This is a genomic window from Vibrio sp. A1-b2, assembly GCF_021726015.1.
In the GTDB taxonomy this organism is placed as follows: domain Bacteria; phylum Pseudomonadota; class Gammaproteobacteria; order Enterobacterales; family Vibrionaceae; genus Vibrio; species Vibrio diazotrophicus.
The window spans coordinates 467,873-482,640 of the sequence record NZ_JAKKCI010000002.1 but is presented as its reverse complement, the minus strand read 5'-3'; the positions used below and the strand labels follow the sequence as shown (position 1 = coordinate 482,640).

Annotated in this window: 12 protein-coding genes; 10 read left to right on the top strand and 2 right to left on the bottom strand. The window is 43.8% G+C overall.

Features of this window, described 5'->3' with window-relative positions; genetic code table 11:
• Positions 1-51 precede the first annotated feature (51 nt).
• The gene (locus L3V23_RS06965) at positions 52-2,049 is read right to left on the bottom strand and encodes a methyl-accepting chemotaxis protein (protein WP_102965696.1); all 1,998 of its coding nucleotides are present in this window, start codon (positions 2,047-2,049) and stop codon (positions 52-54) included.
• A gap of 212 nt (positions 2,050-2,261) precedes the next feature.
• On the opposite strand from L3V23_RS06965, the gene L3V23_RS06960 reads away from it, so the two are divergent.
• Positions 2,262-3,800 carry a DUF3369 domain-containing protein gene (locus L3V23_RS06960; RefSeq protein ID WP_102965697.1) on the top strand — a complete coding sequence of 513 codons (1,539 nt, stop codon included), beginning with the start codon at positions 2,262-2,264 and terminating at the stop codon, positions 3,798-3,800.
• On the opposite strand, the gene L3V23_RS06955 is transcribed toward L3V23_RS06960, so the two are convergent.
• On the bottom strand, positions 3,797-5,731 hold the full coding sequence (locus L3V23_RS06955; RefSeq protein WP_102965698.1) for an ATP-binding protein: 1,935 nt from the start codon (positions 5,729-5,731) through the stop codon (positions 3,797-3,799). The genes L3V23_RS06960 and L3V23_RS06955 overlap by 4 nt on opposite strands.
• A 160-nt stretch (positions 5,732-5,891) precedes the next feature.
• Between L3V23_RS06955 and L3V23_RS06950 the strand changes: the two genes are divergently transcribed.
• The 9 genes from L3V23_RS06950 to vctC all read left to right on the top strand — a co-directional run bounded on the left by L3V23_RS06950 (position 5,892) and on the right by vctC (position 14,756).
• Complete coding sequence (locus L3V23_RS06950; RefSeq protein WP_042479819.1) at positions 5,892-6,872, top strand: sugar ABC transporter ATPase; 981 nt, start codon at positions 5,892-5,894, stop codon at positions 6,870-6,872.
• Positions 6,873-6,982: 110 nt separating this feature from the next.
• Positions 6,983-7,327: a HopJ type III effector protein gene (locus tag L3V23_RS06945; RefSeq protein ID WP_042479821.1), complete on the top strand. Its 345-nt coding sequence runs from the start codon at positions 6,983-6,985 to the stop codon at positions 7,325-7,327.
• Positions 7,328-7,573: 246 nt separating this feature from the next.
• Positions 7,574-7,837: a hypothetical protein gene (locus tag L3V23_RS06940; protein ID WP_237292124.1), complete on the top strand. Its 264-nt coding sequence runs from the start codon at positions 7,574-7,576 to the stop codon at positions 7,835-7,837.
• A 151-nt stretch (positions 7,838-7,988) separates the two neighbouring features.
• The gene (locus L3V23_RS06935; protein ID WP_237292123.1) at positions 7,989-9,989 is read left to right on the top strand and encodes a methyl-accepting chemotaxis protein; all 2,001 of its coding nucleotides are present in this window, start codon (positions 7,989-7,991) and stop codon (positions 9,987-9,989) included.
• A gap of 170 nt (positions 9,990-10,159) precedes the next feature.
• On the top strand, positions 10,160-10,918 hold the full coding sequence (locus L3V23_RS06930; protein WP_237292122.1) for a class II glutamine amidotransferase: 759 nt from the start codon (positions 10,160-10,162) through the stop codon (positions 10,916-10,918).
• A 199-nt stretch (positions 10,919-11,117) separates the two neighbouring features.
• Positions 11,118-12,026: a siderophore ABC transporter substrate-binding protein gene (locus L3V23_RS06925; protein WP_102965702.1), complete on the top strand. Its 909-nt coding sequence runs from the start codon at positions 11,118-11,120 to the stop codon at positions 12,024-12,026.
• 90 nt (positions 12,027-12,116) lie between these two features.
• Positions 12,117-13,055, top strand: a complete 939-nt coding sequence (gene vctD / locus L3V23_RS06920) for an iron chelate uptake ABC transporter permease subunit VctD (RefSeq protein WP_237292121.1) — start codon at positions 12,117-12,119, stop codon at positions 13,053-13,055.
• Entirely contained in the window at positions 13,045-13,995 is a 951-nt protein-coding gene (gene vctG, locus L3V23_RS06915) for an iron chelate uptake ABC transporter permease subunit VctG (protein WP_237292120.1), read from the top strand. Before vctD ends, vctG begins: the two co-directional genes overlap by 11 nt.
• A 2-nt stretch (positions 13,996-13,997) precedes the next feature.
• A complete protein-coding gene (gene vctC, locus L3V23_RS06910; RefSeq protein ID WP_042479834.1) occupies positions 13,998-14,756 on the top strand; it encodes an iron chelate ABC transporter ATP-binding protein VctC in 759 nt (252 codons plus the stop codon).
• Positions 14,757-14,768: the final 12 nt, after the last annotated feature.

Here is a 14,768-nt window from a genome sequence, read left to right as displayed (position 1 = left end):
ATCCGGTTAAGCTAAATCAGTTTAAACAAAATCCGTTTAAACCAAATGTTGCTATGTGAGTTTGAACTCGGCGAGTTGCTGTTTCACGGAGTCTGCTTCTTTGTTGTAGCTGCTTACTATGTCGTTTAACTGCGTCGCAAGTGCACCCGTGTTTTGCGCAATTTCTGCCAACACATCGACATCTCGGTCAACATCTTCACTTGCCTTCGACTGCTCAACTGTCGAATTGGCAATACTCGTGATGTGAGTGTTCACTTCCTCAATTACGCTTTCTAATTCAGCAACACTGGTGTTCACTGTCGACACTGATTCGAAAGTCGAATGAGTCGCCTGACGGCTCTTCTCCATAAAGCTCACTGCTGTGTTGGTGTTGCTCGACATGTTACTCAACAATTGACTAATGTGTTCGGTGGCTTCTTTGCTGCGTTGCGCCAAATCTCGAACTTCTGAAGAAACAACTGCAAAACCTCGGCCATGTTCTCCAGCTCTTGCTGCTTCGATAGCGGCGTTAAGCGCGAGCAGGTTTGTTTGCTCAGAAATACTGCTGATGGTGTCGACGATCTTACTCACGCTCATCGCGTCTTTTTCTAGGCTTTGCATACAGATCTGAGTTTGTTCAATTTGCTCAACCAAAGCTTCTACCGCCTTAAACGAAGATTGGCTTTGGTTTTGGCAAGTGATGACTTTCTGAGTCATCGTATTGGTTTCATCAAGTGCACGCTCTGACGATTGTGCAATTTCAACGCTCGATTGAGACAACTCAGTCATAGCCGCTGCAATGTTGTCACATTTGGCTGTGGTTGCCTGACTGCTTTGAGAAAGATCTTGAGAGCTCTGAATGATAAGTTTCAGGCGTTCAGCACTATGATCGTTGGCATCGGTAACGTCGCTTAATAGATTACGAATGCTGGTGGTTAAGCCATTCACACTTTGAGATATATGCGAAATTTCATCTTGTCCGTCTGATGCCAGCGATACACTCAAGTCTCTGTTGCTAGACATAAGCGCCAGTTTCTTAGTCAAGCTTCCCACACGACTTCTTAGAGTGTGTACCGAAGTATAGAGTCCGAATACTAAAATAAACCCAATGATAATACTCAAGGCAATAATAATGGTTTCGTTGGTTTTGGCCTGTGTTGATTGCTGACTTGATATTGTCATCATCTGACCTTGGATGGTGTTTCTTAATTGGTTTATCAAACCAATTCGCTCTGTCGCAGCACCAAACCACTCCGTTGGTTTAGGTCCTTGTAAGCTATCCAGTTGACTAGCCTGATTCAGATAGCTTTTTTGAATTTGCTCTACATTTTTCCAAATGGGCGAGTTCTTGGCATCGCTGAGTTGTTGAATAAACTCAGCAGGCATTGTCAGTAAAGCTGAGCGTTCAGCGTATTTACCCGAAGAGATGTAGTCACTAATTGCAGTGTATTGAGCCGCATTTGATTTTTGGCTGGCAAACGCTCCATTCAGCGCTCCGCGCACTTGTCCTGCACGCTCTTTCATTATGACTACCGAAATCAGTGAGCTACCGAGCTCTGATACGTTGGCATCATCAATCGTTCCCAGTAGCACTCGTGCATTATCAATTGCGAGCTGGTTAAGATTCGAATAATAAGCAAAAGGAGAGATTTTAGGCTGAAGCGCATCCACCTGCTTTCGAACTTCGGCCAAAGATTGAAGCTGGGTGTTTATGTCGGATTTAATTTTGTCAGCGAAGGCTTTTGCAATGTAAGTCGGGGTGAAGCTTTGCAGGGCTTTAACGTGAGTATCAGACTGAATGCGCTGTTTGTTCAACGCTTCAACTTGAGCTCCTTGGCCTTTTGAGCCTAAAACTCCCGCGGTTAATCCACGTTCGACTGCCAAATTGTGAGCGAGATTATCGTATAAGAGTATGAGTTGGACAGTCTCTTGATCATGCTCAGCAATATTTACGCGTTTATTTAAATCGAGAATATTTGACACGGCTAATGTCAACGCTATGAGTATTGGGACACCGGCTATGACGGTTACAACTAAGTACAAAGGAAAGAGTTTTAACAGTTTCTTCATTGTATTCCCTTACAAATGGAGTGGTTCAACTGACTGAATTTATTATTTTAGATGAGAGTAAAATATTTGCTGTGCATTCACATGCATTTCTACAGTTGTACGGTAAAAAGTAGAGGCTGAATCAGCAAAAAAAGTGCCATAGGTAACATTGCGACTATATGGAATGTGCTACGCTAAAGTTGCACTTAGAGATAACTATAATGAGGCTGTAAATGGATTTATTTGCTGACATGCGTGGCAGCTCGGTGTCTGAGATAAAAGAACCCCAACTGGTTGTTAAAACGTGGAAAGTTTTATTGGTGGATGATGACCAAGAAATGCATCAAGTCACCAAGTTGGCACTTAGCGGTTTCTTATTTCAGGATCGCCCACTTGAATTGATTTCAGCCTTATCTGGCGACGAAGCACGTAAAGTCATGGAAGACCGTGACGATGTGGCTTTAGCTTTGATTGACGTGGTCATGGAAAGTGAACACGCAGGCCTCGAATTAGTTCGTTACATCCGCGAACATCTCAACAATAAAATGACTCGTCTGGTATTAAGGACGGGGCAGGCTGGTCAGGCACCGGAAGATAAAGTCATTCAAGAATATGAGATTGATGACTACAAAGAGAAAACCGAACTGACTACGCAGAAGCTACGTACGCTGCTTTACTCTATGCTCAGATCTTATCGAGACTTGTGTCTGATTGAAGAACAAAAGCAAGGGCTTAGCCGCGTGATTGAAGCATCGGCCAAGGTACAAAACACCACAACCCTTAAAACCTACGCATCCTCTGTTTTGAGTCAAATGACCTCTTTGCTGAAACTTAATGCCTCGGCTTTCTACTGCATTGTCAAACCTCGTAGCGAAGGGGAAGAAGCCCGTCCGTTTACGCTAGCGGCGACAGGTGAGTATGTTGACTGCTATCAGGATTGTGCGTTTGAAGTGTTACCTGAAGATGTCGTTAAACGTTGTCGAAAAGTGCTTGAAACCAAGCAGTCTGAAGATTTCGGTAAAGCTTATATTTGTTATCTTCACGATGAGCGGGGCGCCGATAACCTCCTCTATGTGAACCTGAATGAAGAACTGTCAGAACTGGATAAACAGCTGCTGCAAATTTATATGTACAACATAGGGTTAACCTTCGAAAAAATTAACCTTATGGAAGATCTCAAAGAGACATCTAAAGAGTTGGTATACAACTTGGCAAACGCAGTAGAAGCACGCAGCAAAGAAACAGGAGCACATGTACAAAGGGTCTCTCTGTTCTGTGAAAAACTCGCGCTTTTGTATGGTTTATCCGAGTCAGAATCTACGCTTATTCGCAGTGCTTCTCCTTTACATGATGTCGGCAAAGTGGCTATTCCTGATAGCATCTTGCATAAGCCCGGAAAACTGAATGCTGAAGAATGGGCTGAAATGCAAAAGCATGTCGAATACGGTGTTGATATTCTGAGTAAATCGAAACGGCCATTGATGGTTGTGGCGAAGGAAATTGCCGCAACTCACCATGAGAAATGGAATGGTGAAGGGTACCCTAACAAGCTTAAAGGCGAAAACATTCCGATTTGTGGCCGCATTACCGCGTTGGCGGATGTGTTTGACGCGCTAGGTGCTAAGCGTGTTTACAAAGAAGCGTGGTCAGATGAAGAGATTAAGCGTGAATTGCTGGCGCAAAGAGGCCAGCATTTTGAACCTAAGTTGGTCGATCTTCTCCTTGATAACTGGGATGCATTCGTAGAAATAAGATCGACCTGGCCAGATTAATCTTTCGCTTCCTGAATCAGGACTTTGGGCATGGTAAAGGTATAGTGCACACCTTGCCCAATGTCAGATTCAAACTGAAGATCGCCCTTAAGTTTCTTCTTCAACAGGTTAAAGACCAAGTTTAACCCCAGTCCCGAGCCGCCCACACCCCGTTTAGTTGTGAAGAAAGGTTCGAAAATCTTCTGATGCAGTGCAGGAGCAACGCCACAACCGTTGTCCCGATACTCCAAAACGATATTGTCATCTTGTTCGTAGAAATGAATAACAATGCTTGGTTGCGAAACGTCTTTAAAAGCGTGGTTCAGGCTATTCATAATCAAATTAGTCAGAATCTGCGTCATCACGCCGGGTAGGCTGGTCATCATCAATTGTTCATCGCCTTGAATTTGAGGCTCAACAGGTATTTTCCTCGTTTCGGAATGCAGGCTAGCTATCAAAGCTTCAATAACCTGATGGATTCGGAACTGGCTGCGTTGCTCAGATACTTGATCCACGGCGGTTTGTTTGAAGTCTCTGACCAATTTGGCTGCTCGATTCAGGTTACTCTCTAACAGGGTACTGCTGTCTGCGAGGCGCTGCATCAATTCACTAAATTGAGTGCTGGTAAGGGTTTGCGAGGCGAATGCCGAGTTTAATTCATTTTTCACTTCCTGAATCACAGAGGTGGCAGTCACTGCAATCCCTAGCGGAGTATTAACCTCATGTGCTACGCCTGCGACAAGACCACCCAAAGCCGCCAGTTTTTCAGACTCGATCAATTGATCTTGTGTGCGTTGAAGGTGTTCCATGCTTTGTTTCAAGTCGCTAGTTCGTTCGTCTACGGTTTTCTCCAAGTTAAAGTTCAGCGTCTGTAACTCTAACTGAGTTGATTTGAGCTGAGTAATGTTGATGGTGGTACCACGATAACCGATAAACTTGTCATTCTCGTAACGGGCAATTCCCTGAAACATCATGTAGATGTCATAGCCATCAATCTTAAGGTGTTGTTCACACTTGGAAAAATCTTGTTTGGTTTCTAAAGCGCGAAGCAGCTCTGTGACATCAACAAACCAAGGAATTTGAGCGAAGGTTGGGCGAGTAAACTCATCAATTTCGAGCATCTCACGCATAGGTTCAGAGATATAAGTCAGATACCCTTCCATATTGGTTTCCCACAACCAGTCTGAAGACACCTGGGTAAAATCAGCAAAGCGTTCTTGCTCGAACTTAATATTGCGATAAAGGGTTGTGACATTACTGGTGATGGCGTTGGTCTCTTCGGCCAGCCAATCCAGCTCATCGTCTTTTTCCATGATCCATTTTTTGTGTTCCAGTGAGAGCTTTTCTGCTGGATGACGAGGGTTATATTTACGCAAATAATGGGCAACAGCAAAAATTCGGCGGTTGATGCTTTCATGGAAGACCATAAGTATCACAGCACAGACAAACAAGGTTTTAGCCGCATTCACTAGCAGCGTGATGATGAACTGCTTGATGAGGTCGTTATAAATTTCTTGCGCACTAGACTCGATGTAAACTGTGCCCAGTTGCTGCATTTGACCACTATCAGGATTGATGTGCTTCAAAGGGTAGGTGCTGGTTACCACACTATCGACAACGGGTGTTCCCGCTTCAAATTTGTATTTGCCTGATTCTATTCTCAGGTAATTCAATTTAGGCAGCTCAACTAGGCTATCCAGTCGATGTTGCAGCAGCACCAAATCGTAATCCCATAAGGAAGCGGAAAGCAGTTCGGAGTGGATAACTTCAATCTCATGATGGCGTTGGTCGACATCATTAAATTCGCTTTTGTAGTCAAAGTAGGTTTGCGCCAAAGTCGCAACCAGTGTTACGGCGCCGCTGAGCAAAACTAAAATAATGATAATTCTTCGGCCAATACGGCTATAAAACGGGTTGTTGTCACTTTCGATGAACTGCCGACTCTTATTCATTAAGCATTCCCTTTCTACTTGAAGTCCGATCTACCTAAAGTTGCAGTAGTTTTATTTTGAGTTTTTAACTAAAGGATGATCCCAGTATAGAAGGTCTGACTCTGGTAATTGGCGAAGTTCGTCTAAACTTAAAAAATAATAAGATATGAAGGCGTTAACTATGTTTCGAATTGCACTGTTTATCTGCTTGTTATCGTCACCAGTAATGGCTGCCAACATTTTGGTGATAGAAAGCTATCATGCGGGATTTGGCTGGGATGCTGGATACAGGCAAGGGCTGAATGAAAGCTTAGCTTCCGATCATCAACTGACTTTTTTTGAAATGGATACCAAACGTATTCCAAGTCGGGAATATGAACAGAGAGCGGAGTTGGCTCATCAAGCTTATCTAGAATTGAAACCGGACTTGGTGGTTATAGGTGATGATAATGCATTGAGTTATATGTTGCCGAAGTTGTATCAGGAACCCATTCCTATTGTGTTTTTAGGCATTAACTCCAATCCCAGAGAACTACTGACCAAGTATTCGGGGAAAGCTGGCGTTACGGGTATTCTGGAGCGTCCTTTTTATACGAAAACCATGGCCGGTGTCGGCGAAGTATTAGACAGCCCTAAGACGAATCCTAAGGTGCTGGTGATGTTTGATTCAGGGAATACTTCAAAAATTGCTGTACGAACCATAGAGAATCAAACGGCGCTAATTAAGCAGAATTTGAGCATTGATACACAGGTACAAACCTTTTCGACAGAAAGCGAGTGGCGTGATGCAGTATTGAACGCTAAACGCAATGAAGTAAGCGCGATTGTGGTTGGGCTATTTCAAACTCTTGTTGATAGTAATGGCGAGAGTGTCCCGTCCGAAGCACTGCTAGATTGGACATCCAAAAACAGCGAAGTGCCTTTATTCGGTTTCTGGGATTTCTCGATAGGTAAAGGCAAAGCAGCGGGTGGTGTGATATTGGATGGTCGATCTCAAGGCATACAAGCGGGCAATATAGCGCGTGAGATCTTAGAGAAAGGTTTAGACGCCAGCACTTTCCCAATTCAAGCTGGTCATCAAGGGATGGAAATTTACAGCGCAGAAGAATTTAAGCGCTGGGGGCTTGCGCCTCCTAATGGGTGGGAAGCGGTAGACTGGTAGTGTTTAAACAGCCGTTATGGATTAAGCGGGTTTGCATCAAGGCAGTTTTTCATTAGACTGCCTTTTTGTTTTTTACTAGATACCACTTTTAACTGGATAGAACGATACATATGGAAATTGCAGCCCTAATTGAAAAGTTAACCCTACAGCCAGAGCAAGTCGAGTTTCAGGAAGTCATCGCGACCATCGATGAGAATTTTGAATTCACGCCAACCGCATTCGTTAATGGCGAAACAGTCAATGCTGAGAATCAAAATAACGGTTCGTGCAAAATTTTTGCTTTTGCGCAGTTGCAACAGCTGTCAGTGGAACAGACACTGGCGTGCTTTGGTGATTTCTATCGTAAAGATGTACTAGAAAATCCAGATAACGATGACCATCAAAATATCCGTAATTTCATTCGTTTTGGCTGGGCAGGTGTGAAATTTTCTGGTCAGGCATTGTCAGCGAAATAATCGATACGTCCATTGAAGCTTTAGCAAAAGCAAAGTTTTCAATATGAGTTTAAATACTTAGAGCAGCGACAAACCGCTGCTCTTTTTGATCGTGCTTTCTTTTTGAATGAACTTGCTATCGATTTTTTTACCGCTCTTTTCAGTCACTCAAACCAAACAAGTAAAACCCATTTTGCTGCTTGATTTACCTCAAGACTCAACATATTATTTAAATCTAAATGATAATTATTATTAATTGAGGTTTTCATGATGTTCTCTTTTTTGGCGACGTTTTTCTTTATGCTTCTTTTAGGTAAAAAAGTACTTGTGCCTTACCTATCCATACTGAGTCTTGCGCTGCTTTTGGTGGTAATCCACTTTGCAATTGATGTTGATACCATTCCAGTGTTGATCACTCTGTTTGTTGCAGCCCCATTGCTGATTCGTTTTCGTTATTCTGCTTTAACCCATCCCGCTTTTGTGGTTTGCGTGCTTGCGCCGTCACTTTTGACGTATTCGTTGGGGGCATAAACTCAGCGATGAGGCCATTTTCAGTCAAAATACCGGATATCATACGTAAATTGTACAAACACTAACCAAACGCTCCTCAAGTTTTATTTGTGAATACCGTTAACCTTTAATTAACGTTATAGTCTCAAAAAAGTTGTACAGGAGCTCAAGGATGAAGCTGACGATTTCAGGGAAGTTGCAGTTAAGTTTTTTACTTTTAGCCGTATTATTTACGGTTTCTGCGGTCGTTACTTACCGAAATGTCTCAGTATTAGAGACTCATACCAATTCACTTCTTCAGTCTGATTTGCCAACCGTCGATACCTCGCGAGCGATTCAGCAATCTATTCAGGCAACACTTTCTACTGTTCGCGCCTATATGTTATTAGGCAGTGACGAGCTGACGGGTGAAAACCTCAAGACTAAAATCAATACGATAATCACTCAGACAGATGAATCCCTGCCAGTTTTAGAAACGCTCATTCAACAGCAGGACTACCAGAATGTAGTTGCGCATTGGAATGAAGTGAAAGCTTCGGTAAACAAAATCGTCGAGATGACTCATACACCTGAGAATTTGCCTGCGCATAATCTGTTCATCAGTGAAGCGGCGCCAATTGCTGAAGTGGCATTGGATCAGATTCAAGGGCTGCTGAATGCGGAATCTTCAAACAAAGAGGGTGAAGAGCGCAAGCGTCTGTTTAAAGTCTATGCCGACAGCTATAACTCGCTGGCAAATGCGCTCTCTGCCATGCGTGATTTTCTTTTGTACGGCGACCCTGACTATCTGACAAAGTATCAAGATTTTATCAAAGCCCATAAGCAGTCTGTGAGTGAGATAGAAAGCAAGATCGATTTGTTGAACGAAGATGACAAGTCACTTTGGGAACTGTTCAAAGAGATGCAGCAGTTGTATTTTCCGCTTGCCGACCAAACCATTGCGCTTCGTCAGTCGCCAGATTGGAACCTAGTTAATCAAGAGATGGCGAATGTTCTGGTGCCTGCCGCTGAACAGTTGGATATCAGTTTGGAAGCGGTGGTCGCGGCTCAACAAAGCAAAGCAGATAAAAGCGGTGAAGGTATTAATCAATCGGTTCACCAAGTTCTGACGATTCTGGTGGTGGCGCTGATCTTAGTGGTGATTGCTTCGCTGGTGGTTTCAACCTATATGGGACGCAGCATTGGCCGCCGTGTGGCGCAAATTTCAAAACGAGCACAGTTGATTGCTTCTGGCGACGTTTCTCAACAACCATTGGAAGTGAAAGGAAGCGATGAGTTGTCAGCATTAACCGTTTCAATCAACAGCATGAATAGCGCTTTATCGGATATCGTTAAAGGTGTGACAGATAAAGCGGGGCAGGTGAATGACAGTATGCAGGCGTTACTTACATCCAGCCAGCAAACGCTTAGCCAAGTGAAAAATCAGGAACAGAGTATCGAGCAAATGGAGACGGAGCTGGAAGATGTCGCTCAGTCAACGCAACATACGCTTGATCAGGCGCAGCGTTCAGTAGAAACCCTGTCGGACAGTCAACACGAGTTAACTTTAGGTCGTGAGTCCCTTGAGCAAAACAAAGCAACCATGGCTTCTTTGCACAAAACGATTGAAGTCACCAGCGAGCTAGTCGCGAAGTTGAATCTGGAAAGCCAAGCGATTGGTAAAGTCACCGAAGTGATTGAAGGATTAGCAGAGCAGACCAACTTACTGGCGCTCAATGCAGCGATTGAAGCGGCGAGAGCTGGTGATGCGGGCAGAGGTTTTGCTGTGGTTGCTGATGAGGTTCGCATGCTGGCATCTCGCACGACTAAGTCAACCACCGAAATCAATAGCATTGTTAATGCAATTCAGAGTGCGACTGGGTCTGTGGTGAAAGAAATTCAACGCAGTCAGGAGATGGCAGAACAAGGCTCAGAACACATTGAAGAAGCGGTGATCAAGTTGGTTAACTCTACCGATCAAATTTCTGCTCTGAACGAACAGATGTTACAGCTAGCGGCTGCGGCTAATCAGCAATCTGAAGCAACGCGTTTGATTACCGAACATATGCAGAACGTGTCGACTTCGATGAAAGATGTGGATTCCATCAGCCAGAATGCGAATAAAACATCGCTGCAAATTCGGGACCGTGTAACCGAATTAAATAGCGAAATGGCTCAATTTAAACTGCACTAATATTGTGGTTTTTATTTTCTGCGCTCAAAACTTCTGTAGAGCGCAGAATGCAAACTCAAATCCTCTCACAAGCTATATACAGCAAGCACTTTTGTCCTATATGTGATCATTGCAGCCTTACAAAATTCGTGGTTAATTAGCGTTTTTGTCGTTATAGGATTGCGTGTTTTATGTGCCGTTGGCTCGCGTATCAGGGAAGCCCTATCTATTTAGATGAGCTTATTTTCCACCCTGAACACTCTCTTGTTCATCAAAGTATCGAAGCTCGAAAAACGGTTACCCGAGTCAATGCTGACGGGTTTGGATTAGGCTGGTATACCGAGCGTTCTACACCGGGGCAGTTTCATGAAGTGTTGCCTGCATGGGGCGATGAGAACTTGCGCTCTTTAGCGCATCATATTCGTTCACACCGATTTATGGCACATGTGCGTTCGTCTACAGGGAGTCGCGTTTCACGTAGCAACTGTCACCCATTTATTATCGATAATTGGATGTTTTTGCATAACGGACAGATTGGCGAATTTGCCAAAGTGAAATACTCGTTAGAGCACATGTTGCCGGAAGAAATCTATATCAAGCAGCACGGCAGCACCGACAGTGAGTTAATCTTTTTGCTGATGATTATGAATGGCTTGTTTGAACAGCCTGTGGCAGCCATTCGTAAAACGATCTACGACATTGAGCAAACGATGGCCAAAAAAGGGGTAACTGAACCTTTTAAAGCTTCTATTTGTGTTTCAGATGGCGAGCAATTCTGGTTGGTTCGCTATAGCTCGGATCAGCAATCACCAACGGTATTTGTAAAGAAACAAGGTGAAGACATCATTCTAGCGTCAGAGCCTCTGGCAAATGAACCTGGTTGGGAGAGCGTAGCACCTCAAACCATTACCCATGTTTTGGGTAATCATTGTCAAACCTACCAAATTTAATTCCTAATTTTCAAAGGGTTCTGATAAGGCAAGCCTTCACGGAACCCTATCCATAGCTACTTACTTGAAGCTTTTCTAAAGCTCAATTCACGCCCTTTTTGCCCTTGTGATTACAGTTGCCAATCAATCTTTTGGACGTTATAGTTCAATGCAAACAAAAATGATTATCAATAATCTTCGCAATTAAAAAGGAATTCGAATGAAAAAGCGTATCAGTTTGGCTACTGTTGGCATTCTCCTATCTATGACGGCACACGCCGAATCCGTAACTGTTGAACACAGCATGGGTAAAACCACGCTAGAGCAGAACCCTCAACGTGTGGTCGTCATTGGACTAGGCGTATTGGATGCCGTAGACACGTTTGGTATTGAGCCGATTGCGATCTCTAAAGTGCCGCAAATTCCCAACTACTTGGAAAAATACAAAGCTGAAAAATATGGCGCAGCAGGTTCACTATTCGAACCGGATTTTGAAAAAATCTACACACTTAAACCAGATCTGATTCTGATTGGTCCTCGCGCAGCAAAGAGTTATGGCGAGCTAACTAAAATTGCACCAACGATTGTGTTTGCCGTGGATGCTAACAAAGGTTACTGGCAAAGCACTCAGGAGCAATGGAAAAACCTAGGTAAAGTGTTCAACATCGAAAACAAAGTCGATGAAAAAATTGACCAACTTGATAAGAAGTTCCAAGCGGTACGTGCCTACAACCAAAACCACAATTTGGATGCGATGACGGTAATGACTAACGGTGGCAACATTACGGCGTTTGGCGTTGATTCGCGTTTTTCTTCTATTTATCAGGATTTTGGCTTTGCTGAGACGGTACCGACCAAAAAGAATAGCAGCCACGGCGACTTGGTTTCATTCGAGTTTATCCGTGAAAATGACCCGAAAGTGTTGCTGGTTATCGACCGTAACAAGCTGACCAATCCAAATGATGATACGGGCAGTAAAGAGTTTTACAACGACCTAATCAAAACGACTCAAGCGTACAAAAACAACAGCATTGCATTTCTTGATTTGAATGCATGGTATCTGTCTATTGCTGGTGTGAAAGCCACGGAGCAGATGATCTCTGATATGGAAAAATCTGTTGGTCTTTAGTCTGACTCAGCGTCATTTTTAAACTATAAGAGAGGCGGCTTCTTTACCTTAATATGGTTATGGGAGCATGCCTCATAGCTGAGGTTAACTTTGAAAAGGTTATTGCTTGCTTTAATGTTGGTTAGCGTTGCATCACTGTTTGTGGGCGTCGGTAACCTCTCTCTCACTTCTCTTCTCAATCATGATCCTATGTCATGGCAGTTACTATGGACGAGCCGCTTACCTCGTTTACTCGCTATTCTATTGGCGGGCGCGGGTCTGAGTATCGCTGGTTTGATCATGCAACAGGTGAGTCAAAACCGTTTTGCTGCGCCTTCCACTTCGGGAACTATCGAGTGCGCCATGCTGGGGTATGTGTTGAGCTTGGTCTTTTTTGGCGATGGTTCACAACTGTGGCTCATTTTCTCTGTGGCTATGTTCGGTACGTTAGTTTTCGTCTGGTTTATCCAGAGCATTCAGTTCAAGAACGCCATTTTTGTTCCCTTAATCGGTATCGTATTTGGCAATGTCGTGGATTCAACTGCCACCTTTGTCGCTTACAAATACGATGCAATCCAAAACCTCTCTGCATGGAAAGTGGCGAACTTTGCCAACATTCTGCAAGGAGACTTTGAACTGCTTTACATTGCTATTCCGATTGCGGTGTTTAGCTATTTATATGCGGCGCGTATTTCGGCGGTCGGTATGGGCAAAGACTTCGCTGTAAACCTTGGTTTGAATTACAACCAAGTGCTGGTGATCGGGGTTTGTCTGGTGTCTGTGTTGTCTGCCAGTGTTGTCATGATTGTGGGAGAGCTTCCGTTTCTTGGGCTAATTGTGCCGAACGTGGTGAGCCATTTCTATGGCGATAATCTTCGGGCAAACATTCCGCGTACCGCCGCTTTCGGCGCGCTTCTGGTGTTGCTGTGCGATTTAGCTGGCCGAGTGATTATTTTCCCCTATGAAGTTCCGATTTCTATGATCATCAGTATGTTAGGTGGCATCGCGTTTATTCTGCTGATTACAAAAGGTATGCGTCATGCAGGATAGAATTAAATTAGCCTTATTGATTTTAGTGTCGATGGTATTTATTGGATTGTTTATTGGTTTGGGTTTAACCGCTGACAATTACCAGTATTTTCTTTCGCGCCGAGTACCCAAAGTGTTGGCGATAGTGATAGCTGGTATTGCAATTGCCCAGTCCTCACTGGCTTTCCAGACCATTACCCACAACCGGATATTAACGCCAAGCATTATGGGTTTTGATTCCCTCTATTTGCTGACTCAAACCTGCATTGTGGTTGCATTTGGCGGCTTAAGTAGCTTTATCTTGAATGCGTATTTGAATTTTTCATTGTCTGTGTCAGTGATGCTGCTTTTTTCCAGTTTGCTGTTTGCTTTCTATTTCCGTAAAGAGAATCAGAGCCTGATGATGTTGCTGCTATTGGGCGTCATTTTTGGACAGCTTTTTTCCAATATCGCTTCATTTTTCATTATGTTGATGGACCCGAACGATTTTGCCTCTTTGCAAGTCACTATGTTCGCCAGTTTCAACAATGTGAATGTTGATCTGGTGTATTTTGCCACACCTTTGCTCATTCTGGCTTCGGTTGCGCTGTTTAGTATGAACCGGATTTTGGATGTGTTCTGGCTCGATAAGGACAACGCCATCAGCCTTGGTGTAGATGTGCGTAAAATGACGCGCAATGTTCTCTTGTTAAGTGCTTTCTTGATTTCGATCTCGACAGCTCTGGTTGGCCCCATCATGTTTTTTGGTTTACTGGTAACCAACCTGACTCGTGAGTGGTTCAAAGCTTATCAGCACCGAGTGCTGCTTCTGGCCTGTTCTGCAATGTCGGTTGCTGCGCTGTTAGTGGGGCAATGGATGGTCGAGAAAGTGTTCCATTTCAGTACCACCTTAAGTGTCATCATTAACTTTATTGGCGGTATCTATTTCCTTTCACTCTTAATTCGTAACAAAGTGGTTTAGCAATGATCAAATTGAAAAATCTGACCAAAATGTTTGGTCAACAAACGGTAGTCAACGCTGCGAGTACTCAATTTGAGAAAGGGAAAGTTACCTCAATCATTGGCCCTAATGGCGCAGGAAAAAGTACGCTGCTATCGATGGCAAGCCGGTTAATCAATCGTGATGCTGGTGAAGTCTGGATAGATAATCGAGAGCTGGTGGATTGGGATACCAAAGCATTGGCTAAAAAGCTTTCTGTATTGCGTCAAGCGAACAGCTTAACCATGCGTTTCACTGTTCGGGAATTGGTTTCGTTTGGGCGTTTTCCTTATTCAAAAGGCAAACTGACCCAAGACGACCAGCAAGTGATTGATCAGTCTATTGAGTATCTGGACTTGTCTGATATTGAACACAAATATCTTGATGAACTCAGTGGTGGTCAGCGTCAACTTGCGTTTATTGCCATGGTAATTGCTCAGGATACAGACTATGTCTTCTTGGATGAGCCGCTCAACAACCTCGATATCAAACACTCACTGCAAATCATGTCGACTATTCAGCGTCTCGCGCATGAGTTGGACAAAGCGGTTGTTGTGGTTATACATGACATCAACTTTGCTTCCTGCTATTCCGACCGGATTATCGCGATGAAAAAAGGTGAGATGGTGGCATCAGGCAGTGTTGAAGAAGTCATCCAAGCGCAGGTGTTGAGTAATATCTACGAAACACCATTTAGGGTGGTAGAAATGGAAGGCAAACTGATGTGCCTGTATCACACTTAACAACGTCACTCT

Bases quoted from the DNA above. Each gene is read 5' to 3' on its own strand.
- L3V23_RS06965 (WP_102965696.1), bottom strand. From the start codon at position 2,049: ATGAAGAAACTGTTAAAACTCTTTCCTTTGTACTTAGTTGTAACCGTC.
- L3V23_RS06960 (WP_102965697.1), top strand. From the start codon at position 2,262: ATGGATTTATTTGCTGACATGCGTGGCAGCTCGGTGTCTGAGATAAAA.
- L3V23_RS06955 (WP_102965698.1), bottom strand. From the start codon at position 5,731: ATGAATAAGAGTCGGCAGTTCATCGAAAGTGACAACAACCCGTTTTAT.
- L3V23_RS06950 (WP_042479819.1), top strand. From the start codon at position 5,892: ATGTTTCGAATTGCACTGTTTATCTGCTTGTTATCGTCACCAGTAATG.
- L3V23_RS06945 (WP_042479821.1), top strand. From the start codon at position 6,983: ATGGAAATTGCAGCCCTAATTGAAAAGTTAACCCTACAGCCAGAGCAA.
- L3V23_RS06940 (WP_237292124.1), top strand. From the start codon at position 7,574: ATGATGTTCTCTTTTTTGGCGACGTTTTTCTTTATGCTTCTTTTAGGT.
- L3V23_RS06935 (WP_237292123.1), top strand. From the start codon at position 7,989: ATGAAGCTGACGATTTCAGGGAAGTTGCAGTTAAGTTTTTTACTTTTA.
- L3V23_RS06930 (WP_237292122.1), top strand. From the start codon at position 10,160: ATGTGCCGTTGGCTCGCGTATCAGGGAAGCCCTATCTATTTAGATGAG.
- L3V23_RS06925 (WP_102965702.1), top strand. From the start codon at position 11,118: ATGAAAAAGCGTATCAGTTTGGCTACTGTTGGCATTCTCCTATCTATG.
- vctG (WP_237292120.1), top strand. From the start codon at position 13,045: ATGCAGGATAGAATTAAATTAGCCTTATTGATTTTAGTGTCGATGGTA.
- vctC (WP_042479834.1), top strand. From the start codon at position 13,998: ATGATCAAATTGAAAAATCTGACCAAAATGTTTGGTCAACAAACGGTA.